The 26,472-nt window shown below is 50.4% G+C and carries 19 protein-coding genes; 10 read left to right on the forward strand and 9 right to left on the reverse strand.

All coding sequences use genetic code 11. From position 1 onward, the window contains the following. Positions 1-272: 272 nt before the first annotated feature. Positions 273-1,373, reverse strand: a complete 1,101-nt coding sequence (locus KOO62_04200; protein ID MBU8933189.1) for an aminotransferase class I/II-fold pyridoxal phosphate-dependent enzyme — start codon at positions 1,371-1,373, stop codon at positions 273-275. Between the two features lie 1,284 nt (positions 1,374-2,657). Between KOO62_04200 and KOO62_04205 the strand changes: the two genes are divergently transcribed. The 4 genes from KOO62_04205 (at position 2,658) to KOO62_04220 (ending at position 7,173) form a co-directional block, all read left to right on the forward strand. Beyond that, positions 2,658-4,196 (forward strand): outer membrane protein transport protein, encoded by a 1,539-nt coding sequence (locus tag KOO62_04205; protein MBU8933190.1) that lies wholly within the window; start codon positions 2,658-2,660, stop codon positions 4,194-4,196. Positions 4,197-4,207: 11 nt separating this feature from the next. After that, complete coding sequence (locus KOO62_04210; GenBank protein ID MBU8933191.1) at positions 4,208-5,548, forward strand: hypothetical protein; 1,341 nt, start codon at positions 4,208-4,210, stop codon at positions 5,546-5,548. Between the two features lie 64 nt (positions 5,549-5,612). Further along, positions 5,613-6,329, forward strand: a complete 717-nt coding sequence (bshB1, locus tag KOO62_04215) for a bacillithiol biosynthesis deacetylase BshB1 (GenBank protein ID MBU8933192.1) — start codon at positions 5,613-5,615, stop codon at positions 6,327-6,329. Positions 6,330-6,555: 226 nt separating this feature from the next. Beyond that, on the forward strand, positions 6,556-7,173 hold the full coding sequence (locus KOO62_04220; protein MBU8933193.1) for a hypothetical protein: 618 nt from the start codon (positions 6,556-6,558) through the stop codon (positions 7,171-7,173). A gap of 27 nt (positions 7,174-7,200) precedes the next feature. Here KOO62_04220 and KOO62_04225 read toward each other — a convergent pair whose 3' ends face one another. The 6 genes from KOO62_04225 to KOO62_04250 all read right to left on the reverse strand — a co-directional run bounded on the left by KOO62_04225 (position 7,201) and on the right by KOO62_04250 (position 16,737). Beyond that, positions 7,201-9,036, reverse strand: a complete 1,836-nt coding sequence (locus KOO62_04225; GenBank protein ID MBU8933194.1) for a tetratricopeptide repeat protein — start codon at positions 9,034-9,036, stop codon at positions 7,201-7,203. Then, the gene (locus KOO62_04230) at positions 9,033-12,449 is read right to left on the reverse strand and encodes a hypothetical protein (GenBank protein ID MBU8933195.1); all 3,417 of its coding nucleotides are present in this window, start codon (positions 12,447-12,449) and stop codon (positions 9,033-9,035) included. The genes KOO62_04225 and KOO62_04230 overlap by 4 nt, the downstream gene beginning before the upstream one ends. Positions 12,450-12,530: 81 nt before the next feature. Further along, positions 12,531-13,139, reverse strand: a complete 609-nt coding sequence (locus tag KOO62_04235) for a DUF4159 domain-containing protein (protein MBU8933196.1) — start codon at positions 13,137-13,139, stop codon at positions 12,531-12,533. Between the two features lie 365 nt (positions 13,140-13,504). Continuing rightward, positions 13,505-14,431, reverse strand: coding sequence for a protein translocase subunit SecF (gene secF / locus KOO62_04240; protein ID MBU8933197.1), 927 nt, complete (start codon positions 14,429-14,431; stop codon positions 13,505-13,507). A 20-nt stretch (positions 14,432-14,451) separates the two neighbouring features. Then, on the reverse strand, positions 14,452-16,185 hold the full coding sequence (gene secD, locus KOO62_04245; GenBank protein MBU8933198.1) for a protein translocase subunit SecD: 1,734 nt from the start codon (positions 16,183-16,185) through the stop codon (positions 14,452-14,454). A gap of 108 nt (positions 16,186-16,293) precedes the next feature. Further along, positions 16,294-16,737 (reverse strand): hypothetical protein, encoded by a 444-nt coding sequence (locus tag KOO62_04250; protein ID MBU8933199.1) that lies wholly within the window; start codon positions 16,735-16,737, stop codon positions 16,294-16,296. A 214-nt stretch (positions 16,738-16,951) separates the two neighbouring features. On the opposite strand from KOO62_04250, the gene KOO62_04255 reads away from it, so the two are divergent. The 5 genes from KOO62_04255 (at position 16,952) to KOO62_04275 (ending at position 22,605) form a co-directional block, all read left to right on the forward strand. Continuing rightward, on the forward strand, positions 16,952-19,657 hold the full coding sequence (locus KOO62_04255; protein MBU8933200.1) for an insulinase family protein: 2,706 nt from the start codon (positions 16,952-16,954) through the stop codon (positions 19,655-19,657). 153 nt (positions 19,658-19,810) lie between these two features. Further along, on the forward strand, positions 19,811-20,935 hold the full coding sequence (locus tag KOO62_04260; protein ID MBU8933201.1) for a Na/Pi symporter: 1,125 nt from the start codon (positions 19,811-19,813) through the stop codon (positions 20,933-20,935). 14 nt (positions 20,936-20,949) lie between these two features. Further along, positions 20,950-21,633 (forward strand): hypothetical protein, encoded by a 684-nt coding sequence (locus KOO62_04265; GenBank protein MBU8933202.1) that lies wholly within the window; start codon positions 20,950-20,952, stop codon positions 21,631-21,633. A gap of 121 nt (positions 21,634-21,754) precedes the next feature. Then, on the forward strand, positions 21,755-22,342 hold the full coding sequence (locus KOO62_04270) for a sigma-70 family RNA polymerase sigma factor (protein MBU8933203.1): 588 nt from the start codon (positions 21,755-21,757) through the stop codon (positions 22,340-22,342). Next, positions 22,339-22,605 carry a zf-HC2 domain-containing protein gene (locus tag KOO62_04275; protein MBU8933204.1) on the forward strand — a complete coding sequence of 89 codons (267 nt, stop codon included), beginning with the start codon at positions 22,339-22,341 and terminating at the stop codon, positions 22,603-22,605. The genes KOO62_04270 and KOO62_04275 overlap by 4 nt, the downstream gene beginning before the upstream one ends. Before the next feature lie 67 nt (positions 22,606-22,672). On the opposite strand, the gene KOO62_04280 is transcribed toward KOO62_04275, so the two are convergent. Both KOO62_04280 and KOO62_04285 read right to left on the reverse strand, forming a co-directional pair. Then, entirely contained in the window at positions 22,673-24,808 is a 2,136-nt protein-coding gene (locus KOO62_04280) for a DUF4388 domain-containing protein (protein ID MBU8933205.1), read from the reverse strand. Continuing rightward, positions 24,805-25,890, reverse strand: a complete 1,086-nt coding sequence (locus tag KOO62_04285; protein MBU8933206.1) for a type IV pilus twitching motility protein PilT — start codon at positions 25,888-25,890, stop codon at positions 24,805-24,807. Before KOO62_04285 ends, KOO62_04280 begins: the two co-directional genes overlap by 4 nt. Before the next feature lie 212 nt (positions 25,891-26,102). Here KOO62_04285 and KOO62_04290 point away from each other — a divergent pair, with 212 nt between their 5' ends. Then, the gene (locus KOO62_04290) at positions 26,103-26,468 is read left to right on the forward strand and encodes a septum formation initiator family protein (GenBank protein ID MBU8933207.1); all 366 of its coding nucleotides are present in this window, start codon (positions 26,103-26,105) and stop codon (positions 26,466-26,468) included. Positions 26,469-26,472: the final 4 nt, after the last annotated feature.

A 26,472-nucleotide genomic window follows, 5' to 3' on the forward strand; every position in this document is an offset into this window, starting at 1 on the left:
TGGCCGCCTGTTCAGATCTGTAACTGCCTGTAATATGGAAAGTTGGGTCGAATAGAGAGGACTGCTCGGGTTGCTTAGTCTACGCTCAGTTGTGATGAGAAAAAAGGCGTAGATGTTCAGATGCACAAATGGAAGCGACTTGTCGTCGCCGGATACGTGGACAGTATTGCATATACCGTCGATTTAGCATCTATACGCCCTTCACCCGGGCGCAGGTATGAGACATTCAATCCGGTTCAACGGCCGGTCACGATTTGTGGACCGTCGTGGCTCTATAGGCGTTCTTTGATCGGCTGTTTGGACGCGAGAGCTACTTTCCGATCCGATGACAATTCAGGGGCTTCCTGACTCAACCCTGGGGTGCGATCTGCAGTCGTTCGAAGTCGATTTTCTGACAGTGAAGGGGCGTGGTGATCATGGCGCATTTTGACGGCTCTCCGGTCGAGAGATTTCATGCGATACAGTTCCGTCGGCATTCTCTTGAAGGCGCTAATTATGGCATCATTCGATATCGGCGATTGGATCTGGTACTTGACGTAGTTATTCAGACTGTGGTATCCGTCCAGGTTTTCAATGGTCACTCTGCCCCGGGCCAGACTGTTGCCCACACCAGCCGGATCCTTGACGCGCAGCAGGACAAAATCGGTCGCCGTCAAACGACATTGGACTCCGATTTGGCTCAGTTCCTTAGCGAGGCGTAGACCCTCATCGTGGATTTCATGGAGATGGTTCTGGAGGGCCACATCGTTTACCAGCGTGGCCCGAATGGTCTTGCGAATGATAGTCGAGACCCTTGACTGCGGCAGGGAGTTGTTGATGCGGCTAATCGTTTCAGGGGCGGCCATGATGAAACCAGCATCAGATGACCGAATACCAAAGGAGGCTGCGAATGATCGCAGAATCACTATGTTAGAGAACGATTCCAGCAGTTTTGCACCGGAGATACCAAAATGGTCATGGTAGTACTCGTCTATAATCAGCACTCCCTCAGGGATTGCCTCGGCCAGATATTTTACTTCTGCCAGCGAGAAATTGGCACCGGTGATCCGGTTCGGATTGGCAATGAAGATCATGTCTGTGGGAGATGAGACAGCATCCAGTGCTGATTCGATGTCGCCGCTGAAGGGGGAGATGCCGATCGTTTCATGCAGCTGGACTTCAGCTCGGTCGGCTGCAATTTCCACCGCTGGATCAACATGTCCGGCGGCGACCATTCTGGCGCCAGGTTTGTAATAAAGGCTCAGCAATCCGGTCAGAACGTCGGTCGAGTCGGCAAACGGCCAAATCATATCAGTCGTGGTCTTTGTCTTGCGTACCATCAGTTCGATGATCTCGTCGAGGGTGTTCAAACTGTCTCTTTGCAGGGTTGTCATCTTTTCACCTCACGTTGCTGGGTCCGGCCCTGAGTTGCCAGCATTATGTGCTGACCGCGGTTGCGGGGCAGGGGGGGCCTACTATTGGCGGTTAGTCCGCCGGTTATGATTGCGTATCGATATTTCATGCAGTTCTATGGATTGCAAAGCGAATGCCGGGTGTATCATTATTGCACAATTCTGTCATAACACATGACAACACAGCACGTTAAGGTAGTATATATCTGGAGGGATGGGGGATGATTTGGGCGAGAAGATATTTTGTTGGTAATGTTTTTCCAGTTTGAGACGAAAATCATTCCGGCTTAAATATGAAAGCCACCATGGAGTTGGAGACAACTCCCTGGTGGCAGTAGGAAGGTAGGAAAAGATGGGCAGCAGCTTCAGAAACCGCTGCACGAGTCATAACGTTTGGTCATCAATTTTTCGTATTCCAAGGTCGTCTTCAATCTCATTTGGTCGGAGCTTACATTTCGCTGATCAGATACACCTTAGTAAGCATTCCGACTATCTCGACCGTTGCAACCATTGGAGTACAGTGATCGTCCACACCGACTTCCGACAGGCAGTAGCAGCCGTTTCGGAGCAACGAGCAGGGCAATAGCTCATCGCAGGATTCTCCGATGTCCTACGCCAGCAGAGCCCGGAACCAGTTTAGCGAAACCAGAACAATAACCAGGACAAATAAGATCAAAATTCTTCTCACGATCAATACCTTCCTATGGATCGGGTCCACAGAATGGGCTCTGCCCATTGCTGTCATAATCTGTCAATTGTCTAAGCAAAGCCAGTGCCGACATATAACCGTCAGGCTAACGTGCTGTCATTCAGGCGTATGTGGATGTTTTGCGGTTTAGGGGCGAGCTGTTTTTGGGGTCGATACAGAAAGATATTCTGTGTGATAATGATGAATTTTCCTGTTTGACCATTTCGTAGTTTTCTGTCTGAAGCCGTCAGGAGGTTGTGACGGGTTCAAATGGCTTTTCTCATGGTGTGCTATTCAAATTCATCCCGCGAAAGGAGAACTTTTGGTTTGACGGTTGAAGCTGTTGAAGCGTCCAGATACTGTGCGAGCTAAGACACAATTTGTCATCCGTCTGGTTGCCTGCAAGAGAGACCAAAAAAAGGGCTTATCTCTTGACAAGCAAAGGAGCTTGGCATAACTTGACTGCCTGTTCGTGGAAATAAATTGGCGGTTGCCTGAAAGGGCGCAGGATTATTCTGAATGTGTCGGATGGCACTCAGGATAGCCGAATTGGCCGTCACATTGGAGATACCAAACGTATGATAAGAGAAATCTTGAGTTGTACTGTTATTACGGAGATCAGGATGGGATTAGTCAGATTTTCTGCTGCAGTATTGGTAATCCTCGTAGTTCTCGCTCCCGGTCTTTATGCCGGTGGGTTTGAGAATTCCGGAGTGGGTACCAAGGCACGAGGAATGGGAGGTGCATTCCGGGCAATTGCCGATGACTGGTCGGCTGCTTATTACAATCCCGCCGGTTATGCGAATGCTCTCGATAACCAGTTGGGTGCCAATATCGCCTTCGTTCACCATCGGGATGAGATCATTCCGGATTATCGTTGGAACGGAGAGTGGGAGACCGGGATGTTCAATGATCGGACCAACTATAACACCCACGAAATACTCTCAAGTCCAGCGGCAGGCTTTATGGTGAGGCTACCTGTTTGGGGTGAGACGGTTTTTGGTCTGAGCGCTTATCAACCGTTTGATCGTAACGTTTCATGGGAGATGTTCCAGATGCTCCCGACCTATAACAGCAAGACCTCTTTACCGAGTGATCAATATCAGGTCAATCTTGACGTTGTGGCTTTTCAGTTAACCGCAGCGAGGGAGTTCATGGAAGACAAATTGTCTCTCGGAGTAGGATTGCAGCTGTTGCGGGCCGACCTGATCTATAAGAATATCTACTTCCGGGATAATCCTTTAGCGCTTATTGATTCTGTCTCCTATGACATATTCAGAGATCGTCCATTTCGTCGGCTTCCTCAGTGGAGTAGCAATAACGGCTCAGGTTATGGCTTTGGTCTGCGCATGGGGATGATGTGGAAGGCAAGTGAGAAGGCCGATATCGGTGCTACTATTGCTTTGCCATTCTCCGTTACGATAACCGGCAACGCTGAGAATTATTTTTATACGTCCGACCGACCCACGATATGGCCCACACTGCCGGATGGTTATCAGACGACTCTCAAATACTTATTCCTGGCCGGACAAACAGTTCGACACCAGGCTAATTTTGAGACCAAGCTTGATCTACCTCCGTCTCTGGGGTTGGGATTTGCTTATCGAGCTACAGAGAAACTAACCGTTGCAGTTGATGTTGAGTACACGCTCTGGTCCGGCTATGAGGGCTTGGAGTTCAAATACTCTGATCATGAATTACCTTTCGGTGCAGCCAGTGATACGGCCACTGTAGCGCCTGACTTCTTTACGTCCGATTTGTCTGCTCCGGTGGAGTGGGAAAATGCAGGTAAGTTAATGTTGGGTACGATGTACGACTATGCTGACTACCTCACCTTGCTTGGCGGCATTTCCTTCGAGCAGTCGCCGGCACGCAATTCGGATCAGATGGTTACCCCACAGTTTATTGACGCCAGCAACAAAATGGGACTCAACTTTGGTTTCATTGCCCATATTGACCGTTGGGATGTGGCCTTGACAACGAGCTATCAGTCGCAGTCAAGTCTGTCGGTGGATGGTTTTGGGGATACCGAGATCGGGGAGACGGTGCAAGCTTTCCCTGGTGATTACGAGGCCAGCACCTATGAAACTATACTCTCATTTAATTACCGATTCTAAGGAGGTCAGAGATGCATAATATCCTAAAGACTGTCGCAGTCTTGGCGGCTCTGGCCCTGGCTATTTCGATGGCTTGTTCTGATCGCGGAGCAAATCAAGCTCCAGATATCGTGGATTTGCCGGTTGCGCCTGCACGTTTTGATCATTCTTTCTCAAATGAATTTTTTCTCCAGATAGCAAATACTGGCGAGATGGCTTTGGTGGATGCCTATATTCCCAACAGAGTATTTCAACAGGATCAGTTACCGGTGGTGGTTCTTCTCCCTCCTCAAGACGGTTCAGAGGATTATTATTACCGGCATGGTTTGTCCAAGATTGCAGATGAGCTAATTGCCAATGGGGAAATTGTCCCCATGGCCATCGTAACGATCAACAACCATGAGACGTTTGGCGGGTTTTTCTGGGCCGGCAACGGTGGAGCATCAGGCGACTACGATGCTCTCTTTGGCCGTCCTTTGCTTGACTGGCTGAGTTCCCACAGTGGCGATCTGTTTAAGGATGACGGCAGGTATCGTGGCATAGGGGGCATCGGGCAGGGAGCATATGGCGCTTTCAGAGCGGCAATGCTGCATAGAAACGAGTATTCTTCGATCGCTGTCGCTGACGGACCACTTGATTTCGATGGAGCTGACGGTGTGAGTGGGTTTGAGGATTTGTTTGCGGATGTTTTGTCGGAGCAGGGATTACTTGATTATGTGCAGGTCGGTGATACAAGTTGGACTGATAAATTTGATAGTTCTGCCAGTGCATATCCCCTCGGAAGGATGTTCATCGGCGGAGCGTTGGCATTTTCACCAAACGATACGCTCGTTTTCCCGTATGGAGAACGCGGCTATATGCTTATCCCGATTCCTGTTATTGACACATTCTACGATACGACATTCATTATTGGATATCCCAACGTGATTGACACACTCTACGATACGCTACGCTACCAGATAGATGACGAGGCGACCCTTTGCACTGAGATCATTAATATTGCTGAGAACGATTTCGAGTTCCATCTACCCTTTGACGTTCATGGTGAGCCATACGATCTCATTTGGGATTTGTGGTTGAAGAATAACCTGGAGACTATTCTGAGTGATTCCGGCGATGGTTGCCTGGCAGATGTTGACATTTGGATTGGTACTACCGAAGATCCCAGTGAGCAGGACATGACTTTCGGGTATCAGACACACTCATGGATTAACACACTCCAGTCACATGGACTGTTGGACGCTACTAATGTGTATGAGTATTCGGGCTACAGTACTAACCCGGCGACTAAGGATCAGTATGTATATGATCTGTTGCGGGAGATGCTGATTTTCCACTCACGCAATTTCGAAGCAGCCCAAGCTGCCGAATAGCTGAGGCTAGATATTATCTGACCCGGAGGAGTATTTCTTCCGGGTCTTTTTTTGACCGGAACCAATGAACGAACAAACTTATGATCTGCTGGCCATAGGGGCGCATCCCGACGATGTCGAGGTGGGTGCTGGGGGAGTATTGATTGATGCCGCTGGCCGTGGTTACCGGTGTGGCATTGTCGTTATGACTCAGGGAGAGATGGCTACCGGCGGCACTCCGGAGATGCGGTCCGATGAGATCCGTGCTGCGGCAAAGATCATGGGTGTCGATGTGATTGAGACCTGGGACTGGGGGGATACTCGACTTGCTGACAACATCGACAAACGTGTTGCTTTGGCGGAAGTGATACGACGTACCCGGCCACGAATCATCCTGGCCCCGTACCCTCGCATCGGTCACGGTCGCCGTCAGTCGCACCCCGATCATGTGGCAGCTGGAGTGATAGCTGTCAATGCCGCGCATCTGGCGTCACTGACCAAAGCTGACTTGCCCGGTTCTGCGCATTTGGTTCAGCGCTTGTTTCACTATTTCCTTCCTCCGGGGGTGGCACCTGATGTTGTGGTGGACATCACTTCTCACTATGAACGCTGGATAGAGGCTCTGTCTGCCCACAAATCACAGTTTCTCAATCCCGGTAAGTCTAAAGACTATCTCGAACACCTTTCCGCTATGGCGCGATCGTTCGGTCTTCAGTCTCGGTGCAAGTATGGTCAGGGATTCTGTACTGCCGAGCCGATCACGGTCAATGACATTATGGCCCTGACGGTTGAAGAAGCCTGACTTGTGGCCGTTACCGCGTCGTAATATCCCCAGTACTACCGAAAGCTACTCCTAAGTACAGAATACACACTGTCGAACACATATCTTAACATATCATAATCTCTACCAGCGAGTGGATCGGGGGTTTGCCACAGGGAAAAGAATCCTCGCGGAGTTGGTGAATATCCGGACTGGCTGACGCGTATGTACATCAAGGTGATGTACGAAGTCAGAAGGGATGGTCGATATGTTCTGCCCCGAATGCAAGTGTGAGTTCATTGGCTGGAAGGCGAAGTGCCCGGCGTGCAAGACTCCCCTGGTTGAGAAATTCCTTCCGAGGTATCAACCTCAGGGTAAGACAATCGCCTACGATGACCTGGTGGCACTGGTCCGTGAGGCCGGAGGTCGGCTGGATATAGAGCTAACTGCTACTGAGGTAGGTAAGGCGCGGAAGTTTCGTTTTCCTTATGTCGGATACGGCTTTGCATGGGCCAAGAGAATGGCGGGAAACAAGAATGATATGTCCATAGAACTCTGGACCAGTGAGGTTGGTACTGACAGATCCTGGTCGTTTTTCTACTTCGGTCATGGTTTTGCATGGGCGAGAAGAATGCAGGGGTATGTCGGCGGGAATGAGATTGACTTGGTAGTGACAGAAGTTGCTCGTGAGAAAAAATGGCATTTCCCATTCCGCGGGTACGGGTACGCATGGACGATGGAGATGTCTGGCGAGTGCGGCGAACGCCTGCGGGCCAAATTTGTCACGACTAAGACGGGACGAGAGAGGGATTATGGATTCCCATATCAGGGATACGGATATGCATGGGCCGACAAAGCCGTAGTGGCGCTGACGTTAGTTGGGTAGACGATATCTCCTGGTAGTAGGCTTCCGCTAGCTCGTCTGGGTGTCTTCTTCCAGTTCGCGGAGGCGTTTGCGGACATCGGAGATGAAGGGGTAGTTCGGGTATTTTTCAAGAAGATGCCGATATATCTCCTTGCCGGCTTCCAGCGAATCAATTTTCTCCAGCAGTATGTCCGCTTTTATCTTAAGGCCATAAGGGAGATAGTATGATTCGGGAAACTGCTCCGTCAGGCGATCAACGTAGCTAATCGCCGCCGCCGAATCCGGTTGGTCAAGGCTGATTTGCGACAGTTTGTACAGGGCGATGTCGGCCAAAGTTGGGTCAGATGCAGTGGCCAATTCTTCCAGCATAATCATGCCTGAGTCGGGGCGTTGTTGCAAGTCGAACATCAGGAATCGAGAATACTGCTTCAGCAGATTGGGTGAATCCTTGGCTTCATCAATCAGGAGCATCAGGCTGAGGGCATCGTTGACATAAAATCCGCGTGGGAAATCCACTAGCAGGCGATTGAATGTCACCCGCGATGAATCGAATGACAGCTGAAGAAACTGGACTAACCCCATGTGGAAATGAATAGCTTCCATTATGTCGTCGTTGAAAGTACGTCGGGCCAGGGAACTGAATTTCGAGAAAGCCGCGTCGAGATCCCCCTGTCGCAACAGACAATGTGGTGCGGTCAGTAGAGCTTTCATATATCCGTTTCCGGATCGGTAGTTGGCCGAAACGGAATCAAATATAGCCAGTGCGGCTTGGTAGTCGTTGAGGTAGTTGAGATAGATATCACCAACGTAGTAGCAAGCCAGAGCTTTGTCCTGCTCGCGTGGGAAATGGGCTACGATAGTGTCATAGACAGTTATTGCGCGGTCGTATAGACCCATATGAAGGAGGGCGTCAGCATAAATGAAATATGTTTCCTCGAATACCGACTGATCGCCGTATATTGACAGGACTTCCTCGGAGGCCTTTACAACCTCAGCGTATAACTGTCGTTCCTGGCATACTCTGATATATCGTAGCAAAGCGTGACCTTTATTTTCCTCCAGTGAATCCTGCAAGCGAGCATAGCGGAAAGCTTCTTCGAACCGGTCTGTCTTAAGGCAATGAGTTGAAAGCAACCTTGCGGCACGAGCCTGAAGTGTTGTCCCGTCCTTTCGTAGGAGTGCTGTTTCAATTTCACTTCCGACACCGACGAAAGACAACAGGTTCAGCAGGCGATTCTCGGCTTCGACTGCGATTTTGGAAGAGTCGTCGAGTGCGACGAAGTACTCTTCGGATGACTCCCCATAGCGCGTCAGACCCTCCAGGATTTTTCCGGCATCAAGTGCCATCAGGGTCGGATTGGTCGCTTGTTCTCTGGCAGTAAGGATCAGATCCAGGGCGTTGGTAGCGAAGCCGTAACGCTCCATACTTCGAACAGTCGTAACATATCGTGAGGGGTCCTGATCAGCAAGCAGATCGATTACTTGTTGGTAGGCTACATGTGCTCCGGCAGTATCATTTTGAACAGCCAGATTCTCGGCCAGAAACAGATGCAGAGTGAAATTGGCAGTCGATGTTTCCAGGAGACGACGAATCAGCAGTTCAGATTTGGCGAACTGTCCCTGCTTGTCGTAGCACTGTCGCAGGAGGTTGGTCACGGTTGAGTTGTCCGGCTGGCGTTCGTAGACTGATTCGAGCAGTCCTGCCGCGCGGAAGAAATCTTTTGCCCTTATCATCTGACGAGCCAGCCTGATAAGATCGGCGTTGCTGGCAGTCTGGAGATCAGGCGGTTTGTCTATGGCCTTCGGAGTTTGGTCTGCACTTACATTAAGACCCAGGGTGAACACAATGCCGATTAATAAAACAAGCTTGCTTGATATTTTCATTGACCGGCTCCGGGTGCAGGAGTGGTTGATCGATCGGGCGACTCGGTCTGAAGAAGCGCTTTGAAGTAAGCCTTGATCTGCTCCTCATACTGAGGCGGATAGCTGTCGCCGAGGAAGCGGCGCAGCCGATCTTCAAGCTTCACGCGGCTGTCAAGAAGTTCCGCCGGTAGACTTGACGGAATAACAAACAGTTGCTCTTCGGCGGCGGTCGCTTTGCGCTGCTGTGTGAAATCTTTACGTTGCAATGAACGACTGGCCTGGAGCATACGCGAGTAAATGCGGAGCTGTTTCTGGAGTGTCTGCTCGCCGATCTCGCCATCAGCGAGGTCTTCTTCAACTTCCTTCATTTCCCGGGCAATATCCTGGAGTCGCCCCAGAACCTGTCGGGAACTACCGAACTCATCGGCTAATTGCTCCATTGATTTGCGAATCGATTGTTGCTCGCCCATCAGTCTCTGAAGTCCTTCGCGAGCGGCATTTCCCTGGGCCGCCGGATTCATAGAAGGCTTGTTGCACTGGCCCTTGGTTTTCTGGTTCAACTTGTTCTGTTTGTTGCACATCGATTCCAGCTTAGACATGTTCTTGTCGCAGTTGCCACCCTTGTCACACTGTTTTTGCTGATCGAGGGATTCCAAAAGGCGGACAGCCGCCCGGTTGAGATCCACCATTGCCTGACGTTGTGAACGACAAGCCTGACTGGTTTTATTTTCAGTGAAGCCATCAATGGCCTGCTGCATGTTTTCAGTTACTTGATTGACGAGCATCTCCAGTTCGGCGGCTATGAATGGCGACTCTTTGCCCAGTTCGGAAATCCTCTTTTTCAAACCGGAACATGCCTTCTGAAGGTCCTGTTGGCTGGTTGCCATTTCCTGTAGCAGAGTCGATTCGGCCGTCATTCGGGCGGCCTCTTTGAGCAATTGTTCCTGATCCCGGGAGAGTTGGTTGGCATCCTCCATAGCCATGCGGATCGCTTTCGTTGTTTCGTCGTCGTTACTCTCGGTCATAGCCATCAATTGCTGTTGCATCTGATCAAGCATCTGCGATAGTTTAGACGCGGCGCTACCGCCCTCGCTGGCAGCCTGATCCTTCTGCATCTGCTTCAGAGCGTCGGACATTTGCGCCATGTTCTCATCGGCATCCGTTTTCTCGACCGCATCGGCAAAAGATTGGGCTTCAGGAGAACCCTCCATCTCGGCCTGCTTTATTAATTCCCGCAATTCCTCTACCTGATTCTTAAGCGATTGTAGCCCCTGCTCGATTTCATCTTCCTGTTTGCTCAGAGAAGGGAGGTCTTCGGTTGCAGACGAATCAGTCTTGGCATTCTGGGCCTGTTGTTGCTCCAGCAGTTGCTCGGCCTGACGGACCATAGCTTCCATTTTCTGCTCAACCTGCATTTTCTTCAGGAGAGCGAGGGTACGTTCCAGCCGTTTGAGCAATTCTTCCTGAGACATCTCGAAATCTTTCATGGCTTCGAGAACTTTCTGGCGATCCATGTTTTTCATGGCTTCCATGAGCTTCTGCTGCGCTGCTTTCATTTCGGGGGTCGCTACATCCTCAAACAGCTTCTGTATCTGCTGCAGTTTCTCGATAACCTTACGACTCATAGTGGCGTTGTCGGCCATTTTCTCGACCGATTTCTCCATCTCCTCGGCCATCTTTTCCAAGTTGTTGACGAGTTCCTGGTTTTTCTCAGCGAGCGCCTCCAGTTCTTTCTGATCCTGCCAGTCAGCCTTCTTCGCAGATTTGTTCTGAGCTTGTATCCGTCGCGCCATGTTCTTGAGCTTGTCCGACATATCCTTACCTTGCTTAAGCATCTGTTCGGTCCGGCTGATACGCTGCGCACTTTCGCCTTCGGTTTGTGCGATTAATTCATCAAGTGAAGGTAGTCGGGCGATATACTGTCGGGAGCGTGACACCTTGGGACCAGAAACGTCATCGTTGTCGGCGATTTCAAAATGATATACGACATAGTCACCCGGATAGAGATGCAAAGCATCCATGTCCCAGTCGAATTCAACGTCGCCTTCGGTCTTGATCCGGTCCGAGAAATGCAGCACAATGACGTTTTCTTCTCCGGCTCGTCCGCGAGTTACCTGTGTATATTTCTTTACCAGCGTCGAGAACCCGAAATCGTCGAAAATCCTGACTTTCAAAGGCAGGATCATCTCATCCGATAAGTTAGCATCGAAACCCGGGCGCAGGACATCCACCGAAGGATATTCGTCTGGAATGGCTGTAATGTAATATTCAATCGGGTCGGGATTCTGTTCTCCGAGATGATCCAGAAGACGAATGTGATAAGATAGGGAGCTATCGATTTGCAGAGAAACTTCACCGGTCCGACTGTTCACGGTTAGTGGTGTTTGGCTGGAATCTTCAAATACAAGGCCAGCCTCTACAATTGGCAGGTTAGTTCCCACAACCATATTAAGTCGCGTGCCCTTCAGAGCTGAGAAGGAACCATTGTTCTCATTGATTATGTTTGGCGGCAGACCTGAATACTTGGGATAGAACAGGGATAGTTTAATGTCGGTCACTCGCGGTCGGTCAACGACATCGATTTCCTGAATCTCAGTCTTCACACGGCCAGCCTCGACATAGTAGTCGAAGGATCGGTTCACCTGACGCAATTTAATCTTACAGACAACAGTATCGCTGTCAAAAGAGGACAACCCCGACGAGGAAGGCAGATTCACCGCGTTGTGCTGCCAGTTGCCTCCGACGAGTCGATGATAAATGATAGCTTCGTCCGGGAAAGCGGTCCCGGTCAAAGTGGCACCGATCTCTATGTCGCGGTATTTCACCCACTCCACCGACCCAGGCGTTGCTTCCAACGTATATCCGAGTGGCGGTGCCACCTCGGTCAGGGGTTGTGAGTACACTTCCAGCGAATACCGAAAGATCCCGGGGAGGGTAGCTACCAGGATTATGGCCATCAGAGCCGAGATCACAAACAAACGTCCGTTGCGCCAAATGGTGCGGTACGAAACAGCCTGTCCCAGGTCAATCTGCTTTGCCCGTTGGATTGCTTGTTGTTCGGTAACGGCGACTAACTCCTGTGAGTAGCCAGCGAACCGGCTTCCGAGAGCAAACTGCACGGCGGCGATCAGGCGGCCTTTGAGATGCGGATTTTTCTGTTCCAGGATAACGGCCACGTTTTCTACTGATCCTCCGAAGAGCCGGACGATGGCATAGCGTATAAATAGTGCCAATGCGACTATGCCCATTGCGGATAATAGTGTGACTTTGAGCCACACCGGCAATACTGATATACTTGCCAGAAACGACAACCCGATTGCTATCAGAAGAAGAACCCCGGCTGTCAGGAACACTCCGGCGAGAAACCGAACCAGACGCTGACGCAAGAGTACTGATTTCAATCTTCCCAGCAGGGCGAGGCTTTCGGTTGTCACGATGCTATCCTCAATTCAAGCTAATGTAGCTACTACTGTTTATCGGTCAGTTACCGGCGAGAACAAAACGTCTTCCGACTTCTAATTCAACAAAGCATAGGTCAGTATGTTTACTCCCATTCGTAGTGCGGCCTCACGCAACTCCGGAGGGTCATTATGTACCTGTGGATCTTCCCAACCATCACCGATGTCGGACTCCACGAGGAAATACAGTACTACTCGTCCGTTGAGCAGAATGCCGTAGCCGCGCGGAGCTTGTTTGTCATGCTCGTGAATCTTGGGCGGTCCGTTTGGAAAATCATAGAAGCAATGATATATGGGATGGTCGAGAGGTAGCTCCACCAGCTCCCGTTCGGGATACAGTTTGGCTACTTCTTCCAGAAAGGTCCGCTCCATACCATAAGAATCATTAACAAAGAGAAATCCCCCTCCGGCGAGATAGCGACGTAGACGATCTTTCTCATCAGCGGAGAAACGTATCAGGCCGTGACCGGTTGCAAACAAGAACGGATAGCGAAACAGGTCGGCATCATCAATCGTAACCACGCGTTCAATTGTATCCACCGGGAAATCCGTATTGGTGGCTACGAAATGCAGGAAGTTTGGTATCGCCGAGCTACCCCAATACCAGTCTCCGCCACCCGAATAATGCAAACGAGCAACACTGACAGCTGAGGGATCAGCAGGCATCTCCTGATTTATTGCAGCCGGTACGTCAATTCGGTTAGGGCGTTGCGCCGTTGCCGGAAGAGTGCCGATTAGTAAGGTGACAAAAGCCGCGCCGAGAGTCTTGAATACAGGTTTCCACATACTAAGTAATATACAGTTGAAACAGGGCTGGCAGTGAAAAAAAGTGAGGTTGATTTCATTTTGTCTGGCGTGAACGGAGGAACATTTCCTGATCCCAACAAGTTAAAACCGGCCGCCTGGAGGGAGTTGTATCCAATGGGGCAAACGACTGGTAGCACCTGGTTGGGTGTCTCCCGCCCACTGAAAAAAACGGCAGGCCTTTGCAGGCCTGCCGTTGAATAGTCACAGATAGATATAGACAGAGTCTACTTGAATCGCTGTGGTCTGCGAGCTTCCCACTCGACCACAATTGGGCTGGCCACAAAGATCGAAGAGTACGTTCCAACGATAACACCCAGCGTCAGCGCCAGGGCGAACGTTCTCAGCACTTCGCCACCGAGGAAGAACAGCGACACGACCACAAACAACACCGTAATGGAGGTGTTGAAGGTACGTGACAGTACTTCGTTGATAGAGCGGTTGACGGCCGTAGCAAATTCGCCTTTGGCGCGCCACTTTTTGAGGTTCTCGCGAATTCTATCGAAAACCACAACTGTGTCGGTCAGCGAGTAACCGGCCAGGGTTAAAAGCGCTGTGACCAGGAGAAGGTCAAACTCGTATCCCAGAAGCAGCATGATCCCCAATACTGCCAGTACATCGTGAAAAGTCGCGATGGTAGCGGCAATACCGGAGCGGAAGTCAAACCTGATCCAGATGTAGAGGATAATGCCCAGCAGCGAAAATAGCACTGCCTTCTGGGCGTCTTTTCTAAGTGTTTCACCTACGGCTGGTCCAATGATATGCTCCGAAATCACTTCGAAAGGGTTTCCGGCGAAACGCTCGGATAGCATTCCTTCGATGGTATCCAAATGTGATTGCCCTTCCCCTTCAGATTTGGGACTTTTGGTCTTGATAATGAAGGCGTTGGGTTTCTCGAAGCCTTTTAACTCGGTAATCTGGGCCTCCGGGAAATCAGTGGTCAGAACAGCTCGCATTTCTTCGATACTCACCGGTTGCTCAAAGGCAATGTAGGCCATCATGCCCCCGGAGAAGTCGATGCCGAGATTGGCACTTCCGGTCCACACCGTTACCAGTGCGAACATGCCCACGGCGATCAGCGCCAGTGAAATCACGAAAGCGATCTTACGGACACCGATAAAGTTGATATTGGTCTCTGGTATTATTCTAAACATTCCCATAACTGGTCTCCATGTCAGATGCTAAGGCTTTTGTATGCCTTGCGGATATTAAACACCTGCCTGGTGATTATATACGCCGTGTACAGTGAGATCAACACACCCCAAAACAACGTGACAGCAAAGCCTTTGATGGGACCGGATCCCAGCAGGAATAATGCGCCGGCGGTTATCAGGGTGGTGACGTGTGAATCGAAAATAGCCACAAAAGCACGATCGTAGCCGGCATCAATGGATGCCCTCACTGTTTTTCCGGTACGCAACTCCTCGCGGATGCGTTCAAAGATGAGGATGTTGGCATCCACCGAAATACCTATCGTCAGTATAATACCTGCTATCCCTGGCATTGTCAGTGTCGCTCCCAGAGCGGCCAGAATGGACAGTAGGAAGAAGATGTTGAAGACCAAACCAATGTCGGCAATAAGTCCCGACAGGCGGTAATAGACTCCAATATAGACCATCACGATGAGAAGACCCAGCAGGCAGGCGTAGAAACCTTTCTTGATGGAATCCGCTCCGAGGGTAGCGCCTACGACGTTTTTCTCGATTATCTCAACCGGAGCCGGCAGTGCGCCAGCCTTAAGAACGATCTCCAGGTTGCGAACATCTTTCATGGTTGCGCTGCCACCCATAGTGATCTGTCCATTACGGCGAATCTTGCTGTTGATGAAGGGTGCCGACTCGACCTTGTTATCAATGACAATAGCCAGTGGTTTGTCGATATTGGCACCGGTCAACTGTGCGAAGCGAGCCGCACCGTCACCTGAGAGTTGGAAATCAACGGTGAATCCACCATAACTGTCCTGACCAAGCGAGATACTCTCCAGGAATTTACCCAGAAACTGCACTTTCCGTTTGACCAGATATAGTTCATAGACCTCGCGAGAATTGCGGATCTCAGAACGGGTGGACCAGTTGAAGACAACGTCGATCGGCATGATCTTTTTCACTTCCGGTAGTTCCAACCACCGGTTGACAAGTTCACGATCCTGTTTGGCAATTACATAGACTGGCCAGCTGGTACCGGTGCGATCCCGTCTCAGTACGTCAATAACTCTCGAAGTGAGAGGTTTTTCGTTCTTATCGAGGCCAAACTCCTCGTCAAAGGCAAAGGGGTCATCGGTAGTGGCGCTCACCGAGTCGCCCATGAGTTCTGCAAGGATGTCATCCTCGGTGGTTTCCGCTGAATCGGCCGCAGCCGTTTCTGTTTCAGTCTCTGTTGGTTCCGTTGGCTGAAGCGTATCGGCTCCGGTGCGGACCAATTCATAGGCGTGGATAACAGAATCCAGCTTGGTCATCAGCAGATTGGCATTATCGATTGTCTCCAACAGCTTGAACTCAAGCAAAGCCGTTTGGCCGATAAGCTCTTCGGCCCGGTCGGCGTCGGTGTAGCCGGGAAGGTCAACGATGATGCGATCAGAGCCTTGTTTCAGTATTACCGGCTCGGCAACACCGAGTCCATCCACACGGTTGCGGATGATCTGGATAGCCCGTTCGACGGCATCTTCTTTGGCAGCGGGGTCAAGTTCTTCCATCTTGACCCGCAGTACAACGTGGATTCCACCTTGCAGGTCGAGACCGAGTCGGATGGCTTTTTGTTGCAGACGCAGCAATTCGCCCGGGTTGTTTTCTTGCATCTCGGCTTTTTCGTCGGCGCTCATCGTCCACAGATTGAACGTGTGCCAGAAAGCCACACAGGACAGGATGATGAGCACGGCGGTCAGGCCGATACGCCAGTTGTGTTTGGACATAGACATTCCTTTTGGTCTATCTTGAGTGACAGTTACTTAGTTTTCGTAATCTACAGAACCCGGATTGTCAGAAGACAGAATCGGGTCTTGGAAAGGAAGGACTGGACTTCAGCCGGTACCGGAAGGTTTGGCGCCGACCAGCGTATGCTGCCGAGCGAGGTGCGAAGACACCTGGGCAATTGAGGTCGGGGTAGCCCTGAAAGAATCCCGGGGAGCGATCGAGTCATGAGCACTACTGAGAGAAAACTTCTCCGGCAATCCCCGCCTGAAAGTATTGTCGGTCTTATGAAGGAGGGGAAGAACTACATAGGCTGGTCCTTGAGTTGTCGGCAGACCATCAGGGGTCATGTCGGTGCCACTCTCACCCGGAGTCGGCGGGTAATTACATATATAGTCCTGAGTTGTTGGCAAGGCCTCATCAATGGCTGTCGTCCGATGCCCAATCCAGCCACTGGAGTTGGCCCATCCGGTAACTATTAGTAGTACCAATAGCCAGGCTGATGCCGTTGTAGCGGCAGAGGTCAGGGCTTTATGTCGTATCAAATTACTCATAATATGAAGTGCCGAATATACAATATGGGTGCTACTTGTCAATGTCTATCTGCTATCCTAAACGACTGGTTGACAGTGCTTGCTTAAGCTAATACTATTCCTTCTTATCGCGTTACAGACGCGGAGCTTTAGTAGCAACCACATATTTCTGGAGACCAATATGTACTTGAATAGAGTCTTGACAGGATCCAAAACAGCAACCATTTGCATTATAGTGTTGGCAATCGTTATCGTTTCGACAGTCGGTGCCACCGAAAGCTATCGACTGGACAACGGAATGAAGGTGATTCTCAAAGAGACCCACGCCTCGCCGATGGTGTCCAGTCTTATATTTGTCAAGTCCGGGAGCAAATATGAGACCCGCTACGAAAACGGTATCACACATTTTCTGGAGCATTTGCTATTCAACGGGACGGCCAACCTGTCACGAGAGGAATTGGATGTATCAATTGCCGATCTGGGCGGTTATATAAATGCCTTTACACGTCAGGAACTAACTGCCTTTCTGGTCTTGCTCCCCCAACAGTATATCGACTATGGCCTTACGATCCAGGCTGATATGCTCTTCAACTCCATAATCCCGGAAGGGGAGCTGGCAAAAGAGCGCAAGGTTGTTATCGAGGAGATCAAGCGTTCGTATGATTCCCCTGATGCTCCGGTGGAAGATTTCTTTACCAACTATGCCTATGCTGGAACACCTTATGAACACCCAGTGCTGGGCTATGCCGAATTTATCGAGAATATTCCGAGAGCGGCCATAGTCGACTATTGGAAGTCACACTATATCCCGAGCAACATGACCTTGCTGGTAATTGGGGATTTCAAATCCTCGGATATGAAAAAGACGGTTGCGACGATCTTCGGGAATCTGGAAAATCCACCCACAGAGTTAGAAACTCCCACTCACCGCGACCTGGCTGAACACGGTGCAGCATACAGCTCTCTAAAGGGAGCGCAGGTTTTCGACACGGTGGCCAACGTGACCTCAACACATATCAATTTTTCCATTGCCGCCCCGTTACACAGTGATTCTGACTATACAGCTTTTGATCTGCTTGCGGAGTATCTCGGAACCGAGGAGAGCTCCCCGCTTGCTGAAGCCCTCACCTCCGGGGACAATCCACCGGTCACGGAGTTGTCGGTTGGCCTTGTGCCCTACGAGGAATTCTCCCGGCTGGAAATTTCGGCTGCTACTGATGATCCTGAGCGGGCTGATACGATTGTGTCGTTGGTGCTGGAACAGTTGGCATCACTCTCTGTCCACGAGGCCAATCCGACTACATTGGAGGGGATCAAAACCTCAATCCGGTGTCATGATCTCTACAATTCGGCCAAGTTGCATTATTACGGTTTCATGATCGCGCCGTACTTGATGTCGGCTGGTTGGGACTATGTGCTCACCCGAGCAGAGCGTATCTCTGAGGTCGAGTGGACGCAATGTCGCCAGACCGCCGAAAAATGGCTGCGGACTCCGGATTTTGTCGCCACCATAGTCAGACCAACCGACGAGAAAGATGGAGATTCCTATCGTCCGATGAGCATGTCGGCTGAGGAAGTGATTGCACATTTTGATACAGCCACATTTCCAGAGTACGATCTGCTTACGGGGCATGAGATTGAGTTTCCGCAGTTGAGTCTCACCAGCCATGAGTTGAGCGACCCGGCTGTCTATCATCGGGAGAAATTGCCCAATGGTTTGACATTGATTGTCAAATCACTGCCTGGCAATGAAGTATTCGGAATGAATGTAATCGGAAAAAGACGGACGGCCAACGAAGGGGACCGACAGGCGGGCATCACTGACTTTGTTAATCGTTGTCTGGAGAAAGGCACTAAGAACCGGGACGCCCGACAGTTGTCTGATGATCTCGCCTTGATAGGAGCCAATGTCACCCTGTATGATAATCCGTGGATTCCGTATGATGATCGTTATACTACACGCCGTTTTTCATTCATGAAATATGAGACAATTGACGAGTATGCTCAAGAAGGTCTACAGCTTTTCAGCGAGATGGCTTTCCATCCGGCGTTTGATTCCTCCGAGGTGGAGAAAATCCGGCGGTCGATGATCGGAGTCCTGGCAAGGAAAACCGGTAATCCACGAAATGTTGCACGGGGGTTGTTCTTTGAGTCTTTATTCGATGGCGAGCGATTCGCGCGACCGGTTATGGGGTCCCCTGAGACTGTCGGATCGATTACTACGACCGACCTTCGCCTTCATCACGCCCGGTTCTATTCGCCGGAAAATGTGATAGTGGCTATAGTTAGCGGTCATCCGGTGGATAGTGTAACCGAGTGGGCGAAAAAGGTACTGGGGGTTCGGCCAGCTATGGGAATTTTGATTGCAGTCCCGGATCCCTTCAAGGAAAGGACTGATTCCGCAACTGTACATGTGGACATGGACAAAGAACAAATCGCTATCTACCTGGGTGGCCCATTACCGGGTGCAAGTGACGAAGAAGCGATAGCCCTTACGATTGGCTCCTACATTCTCTCCGACCGCCTCTATCGCAATTTGCGCGAACGGCAGGGTTTGGCGTATTCGGTAGGTTCGTCGGTTGCCTTCGACCGTAGTTTCGGCTGGTTCTATTGTTCGATGGCAACCTCGGCCGAGAACTATCAACAGGCACTTGATGGTATCACCTTTGAGATTGAGAAACTACAGATCGACGGTCCCACTCCGAGTGAATTACGGCGAGCGAAGAACCGTATCTGGGGGCGTCTTATGAGCGCCAAGTTGTCTGCGATAAATCAAGCCTACTACCTTGCTGTGAATGACTACCTGGGCCGGCCATTGGATTACGATCAGAAGTTGCTGGAAGGGTTGAGCGAAGTATCGGCCGATCAGATAAGGCGGGTGGCTTCACGCCATTTCCGAACAACTGGTAATATACTGACTACAGCGGGTCGAAAACCCTAGCACGATCGGCTGTAACGGCCTGTAGCAGAAGGAATTGCATCAAAGTGAGGGAGGGATATTTCGATTCCTCTTGACAGTTATCCGAGGTGCAGATACATTGGCCGCGAGATGGTCACTTAAGCATTTTCGAGGTGGGAGCAATAGTAGCCTCATATGGCTGAATCAGTCCAGCCCATCATTACCGAAAGCGATCGTTCGTCGTCGTTGCCGGTTGTGATTCTCAAGCTTCTGGCCCTGTTCGGGCTGGTGTATCTGTTTATTTTGTCTATTGTCCTGTTGGGGGGAACATTCAAGCTATTCGGCAAAGAGTTCGCCGAGGCGATGTTCCATGCCACCTCGAATCCGATTGTAGCGCTGATGATTGGCGTGCTGGCCACAGCTATCATTCAATCATCATCGACGACTACATCCATTGTTGTCGGTTTGGTAGCTTCGGGAGTGCTGTCGGTTGAGGCGTCGATTCCAATGGTAATGGGGGCCAATATCGGTACCTCCGTAACTAATATCATAGTCTCGATGGGTAGTATCTCGCGGCGAGATGAATTCCGGAGGGCATTCTGTGGTTCGATGCTCCACGATTTTTTCAATGTGTGCTCGGTTGTGGTTCTCCTGCCACTACAGATATATTTCAATCTGATTGGTAGAACGGCAGAGATTATCGAGGGTGTTTTCGCCGGATTTGGCGGGATGACCTTCGCTTCTCCGCTTGCCGCTATAACCAAACCGGTAGCCAAAGCCATTATCCACATGACCGGTGACTCAGCGTGGTTATCTGCCTTTATTGCCTTTGCTTTTCTTTTTATCGGGTTGCGTTATATTGTGAAGCTCTTGAAATCGATGGTGTTGAGTCGTGTGGAGCGTTTTTTTCAGAGATATATTTTCCGTACACCTATTCTGAGTTTCATCCTGGGTGCAATCGTAACAGCTATGGTGCAGTCGTCATCAATTACTACCTCCATCATTGTGCCTCTTATCGGTGCGGGTGTGTTGCGTATTGATCAAATATACCCCTACTTGTTGGGGGCCAATGTGGGCACCACTATTACGGCCTTTTTAGCGTCATTTGCGACCGGTTCGCACCACGCTATCAGCGTTGCATTTGCTCATCTTGTTTTCAACATCTACGGGATAGCTATCTTCTGGCCCCTGAAACGCATTCCGATTTGGCTGGCTGAGAAAATGGCGGAACTAACTCAGAAATCGAAGGCAGTTCCGATATTGTATATAGTGGTGGTGTTCTTTATTTTACCTGGTGTGATTCTGCTCGTGGCAGATTAACAATGGAGTAGACGATGTTCAATAAATTCAAAGAGTTGTTTGGATCAGAGAACCTTCTTGAGGGTGCTTATGCCACCACGTTGAAGATGCTCAAGTCGGACCTCAAGATGTATGAGGCATCGTGTACTACCCTGCGTTCGACCGACACCGCCGAACTGCCGTTTGACATCAGAAAGATGGATCGTCGCATCAACAAGTACCTGCGCGAAGTACGCCGGAATGTACTGACCCATCTGACAATTGCCGGTACTCAGAATATAGTACCAGGGCTGGTGTTGGTCTCCATCGTTATTGATGTGGAGCGTATTGGTGACTATACGAAAAACATATCCGAACTGGCTATCATGCACCCCAAGCGCCTTAAAGCTGGTCCGTTTGAGAAAGATATAGTTCATATGGAGGGAGTGATCGGGGACATATTTCCTCGCGTCATTCATGTGCTTAGTGAGCAGGATAAGGATTCTGCCAGCGATATACTTCATTTGGAAGACAAAACCGGAAAAACAGCCGATGACATACTGACATCATTGATCACAAAACAAAACAAGTCGCTCTCAACCGGTGCGTCCATCAGTCTGGCTCTCTATGTTCGCCATCTCAAACGCATCAACGCTCATTTGACCAACATCGCCAGCTCTATAGTTAATCCTTTCCCACGGATAGGTTTCCGACAGAAAACGAAGAAGAACAAGAAGTAGTTTTTCTACTCAGTCTGACGCCGAATTCGCGATGATGTGTGCTCTCACAACCTGTGGCACGCGTTTGAATTGGAGAGCAACAGCTTGCCTTTACTGATGGCTTGGGTTATGATGGGAGACGATGCCAACTCCAGAAGCTAACAATTCAATCCAGCGGATCACCTTTGAGACTGAGGCTCTGCCCCACATGGACGCGCTTCATCGCACTGCTCTCCGGATGACCAAGAATCCAGCCGATGCCGACGATCTGGTTCAGGAAGCCTACGTAAAAGCCTATCGCTTCTGGAATAAATTTAAGACGGGCACAAATTGCCGGGCTTGGTTGTTTAGAATAATGACCAATATATTCATCAACGAGTATCGCTCGAAGTCGCGTTCGCCGGTTTCGATCAATGTTGATGAAATTGACGACAGTTTTCTCTATGGTCAACTGTCGGCTGGCCGACAGGTTGAGAATCCAGAGGAAGAATTCCTGGCCAAGATTCTCGACAATGACGCCAGGAAGGCAATTGAAGACCTGCCGGAAGATTTCCGGTTGGTTGTTGGCTTATCATTTATCGAAGAATTCTCGTATCAGGAGATCGCTGACATTATGGATTTACAACTGGGTACGGTAAAGAGCAGGCTACACCGCGGCCGAAAACTGCTGCAGAAAGTCTTATATGAGTATGCAATCAAGAACGGTTACATCAGGAAGACTGCGAAATGAACTGCGAGGAAGCCCTTCATCTGCTTTATGATATTATTGATCAGGAAGCCTCTGTGATTGATACCGAACAAGTGAAGGCTCATTTTAAGAAGTGCCGTGACTGCGGCGACCTTTACAAACTTGAGTCATCCTTCCACAAATTCATTTCTATGAAGCTCCAGGCTACTGAGCCGTCCGCCAAACTAGAGGTTCTCAAAGCGAGGATTATCACCAATCTGGACGAGATAGACTGCAGCGATTTTCACTCAGGAACTGATGACTGATCGGCTGTTGTTCCAGATGGGACAATAGTTTTCAAATCACTCGTTGCCTTTGTGTCGAAAATGGATATCAAAGCAATTGACCGGATTTGGCCTTTTCATCCATTAGACGACAACCTTCCAGCAGGATAGATTCAGTCGACAAGGTATTGTTGGGCTCGGGCAAGTTGCGGTGAGACACAGGCCCAACAACCCAGGTACCGTCGGTCCATCCTATCGCTTCATAGATGGCCTCAGCCCCGAGTTTATCCAGGTAGCGAGCATAGCAGATGACCCCATTATTCAGGTAAATGGTCAGCTCTCCTTCTTCAGCGATATTTGGAGACACGCTGACTTTGGCGGTCTTACGGCTGGGGCCGAGAGCTTGTAAAAGGTCAACCAGATTCATGTCAGCCAGTCGTCCAATAGTACCAGTGGTTTGGCTCGGCAGCGTTTCTACTTTCCGTCGTCGATCCTCGAGGCTTGCATGGATTTTTTGCATTTTAGCGACCAGCAGATCCGGACCCACATCAATGGCCAGGACATCCTCGATACCCTGCTCCAAGAGGTTGGTCAGGTGGGGAGTGACGTCGTCATCGGCCAGGACAAAGGTGGGGACATCTTCAACATTAATTCCGTATTCCGATAATGATTCAATATGGCTCGTGACTTTGTCCTGAGTCCCCGGTATTGCCAAAACCAGGATATCGGGCTGGCGACGTTGGAACATACTACCCGACGAGTCAAGCGACGATGCGCTCAGCACGTGGAATCCTTCGCGTTTGAGGCGGAGTTCGAGAGGATACGAACGGCCAGCTTCGCTGGAAATTATCATCACCTGGCTGGAAGTGTCGAGCGTCTGCTGGGTGAGTATTTGCTCCTGAATCATAGTCACCAGAGCATCGACTACTTCTCCCAGGAACAGCTTCCCGGTGAGGTCCCGAAACTTCTTCTTGATGGCGTCGAACTTGTCCAGACTAAGGCGCTCATCGACAGCAACGTTCTCACAGAACAGATCTACGATAGTAAGGATATTGCCGCCCAGTATTTCAATTGGTAGCCGTTTGGTGTATTTGCCTCCGAGGTCGACATACATGGATCGTAGCATCTCCACCACCACCGGAGGATAGTTCACCGATTCGAGGAGTTTGACGGTCAGGTCTATGACTGATCGTGGATCATCCGACGAGGCGGGTGAATGGTAGTACTTCGCCAGGTCGTGCAGGTATGCGGCAGTGGTGACTTGTAGCCTCTCTTTAATAGGCAAGCCCAACTGCTGACATAGCCGATTGGCGTATTGCCCAACGGCGGCACCGTGATTAAGAGCTGATCGATTCCCGATGGAAAGAAGCGAGGTCAGCAACTCCAGACTGCGTACCGCCATATCTTCCTGCTCGGTCATCGGGTCGCCCCTAAGGATCAACCCGGCGGCGGACTCGTAGTAGCGTACAATGGTTTGCGGAGAATATTTCCTTAGGCGGTCGATCAGATCGATATAATCTCCGGGCACGGTATCTTTGATCAATACTGTGTGGAAACGACCTTCACTCAATCTGTCGATGGCATCATCGGCCGAGTCGGTAATGATGATACGATAGTTGCTGCGCTCGATTATCGATTTCAACATCTGGGCTGAGTATTCTTCATCAGTGACGAGCAATACATCGCCGCGGCTGCCGGCCGACATTTCCTCTCGCACTGCGTCAGTTGCGTCAGGTATCTCACCCGTGTCGGTAGCAGCGTCGGGGATTTCCAGAAGCAGGTTGTCATCAAGGGAAACATCACGTCCGAGATAGAAACGGGCGATGGCAGTATTGAGAGCAAGTTCCGCAGCAATATAGAGCTCGATCTCTTTGCCGCTGGCCACGAAATTGAGTTCGCCAACTAATCCTTCGTCATTAGGTTCCTCGCAAGCGACTTTCAGGACGTTGCGTTGCGGATCATAGTCAAATGGGATAACCTTGCGAGCTATCACCACTCTTTTCGGGATGAACTTCAAAACTTCGGAGTTGATCTCTATGTCTGATAGGAGCACGCCACGACATTCAAACTGGAGTGTAAGGGCCTTAACAAGTGCGGCTTCATCAATGTAGCGATGATACAGAAGCTGCGATCCCACTTTTCCGCCGTGGGCTTTCTGACGCATTAGAGCTTCTTTGATCTGATCTTCCGAGACAAGCCCTTCCCGGACTAATATCTGGTCAAGTCGTAGGTTGCATGAACTCATGTTGTCTCCACCAATTCCTTATCGGGGTTAAGCGCTCGTTCGCAGAACTGACTCGGGTCAGCAGCAACTCGAACCGCCTCCGAGACATTAACAATTCCAGAGTCTACCAGGGCTTTGAGATGGCTGTCCAGCTGTCTCATGCCCAGTTTCCGCGACGACTGAATCACGTTTGGAATCTGATGCGTCTTGCCTTCTCTTATCAGGTGAGCAATGGAATTGGTACGAACAAGTAGTTCGTAAGCAGCCACCCTTCCCGGTTTGTCGGCCCGTTGAACCAACTGCTGGGAAATGACTCCCAACAGGCTGTTGGCTAGCATGACACGGATCTGTTGTTGCTGGTCGGCTGGGAAAACGTCTATGATACGATCAATAGTGTTTGCTGCCGTGTTGGTATGCAAAGTTCCGAGAACCAGAAGGCCAACTTCGGCGGCCGTAATCGCCAGCGAAATTGTCTCCGGGTCGCGCAACTCGCCGACTACCACTACATCCGGATCCTCCCGGAGTGCGGCTCGCAATCCGGCGGAAAACGATCCGGCATGGAGTCCAATCTGCCGTTGTGTTACGAGTGAGTTCTTGTTCTCATGAACATATTCAACCGGATCCTCAAGGGATATTATGTGGCGCGAGAAATTGGTGTTGATGTGGTCGATCAGAGCGGCTAACGTTGTTGTCTTCCCGGAATTAGTCGGACCAGTAACGAGCATTAAGCCTGATCTGGCCTGGACCAATTCACCCACACTTTCCGGAAACCCGAGGGTATCCAAAGTCGAGATTCGATCTGGAATCAATCGCACTGCAGCGGCCACGCCCCGGTAGGCATGAAACACATTGATACGAAACCGGGCTATTCCCTTCACACCGTACGAGATATCGAGATCGCCCTCTTTCTCGAATCGGCGGATTTGGTCGTCCGTCAAAATCTCATAGATGAGAGATCGGATACTCTCGCTGTCCAGTTTCTTGTGGCGTGTTTTCTGGAGACTGCCAGCTACTCGAACCAGCGGTTCGCTCTCAGCAGCCAGGTGCAAATCGGACGCTCCAGCTTTCTTAACGATATCAAGCAGTTGATCTATCTTGGGCATCTTCCTACCAGCTTGTAACTGTGCTCTCTTCAGTCAGATATTTACAGTATCGGCTCGGTTCGCCAAGGATTGAGTCATCGATGGGAAAACACGATCTGTGCGATTATTGAACAGCGGCCAAGGTCGCGGTTTGGTATGGGTTCAGCGGTCAATACACACTCGTGTTCGAGTTAAATCTTGCTTGTTGTTGGTCTCTTATTTACCAATCGATTATGCCGCGACGAAGCAGAAAAACCCGGTCTTTCTTCGCACCCCTGACTGATGGCCTATGGCAGCGTATGAGCGACCATAATTCCCGGGTACGGCGACGCGTGATTCGGGTTGGATTCTGGGTGATTGGGGGGTTGTTTTTATACTCGCTGATGTCGGGTACCTATGGTATACCACGCATCGCCAGATTGGAATTGGAGCGAAGATCGCTGGTCGAGGCTAACCGGTATTTGACCGTGGAGCTGATCGAAAACGACCGGCTGCGCCAACTGCTGAGGTCAAGTCCAAGCTACATCGAGGGTATTGCCCGCACTCGCTACTATATGGTCCGTCCGAACGAGACAATCTACCGCTATCGCGGCCAATAATACC

Source organism: Candidatus Zixiibacteriota bacterium (assembly GCA_019038695.1).
Lineage (GTDB): Bacteria > Zixibacteria > MSB-5A5 > GN15 > FEB-12 > B120-G9.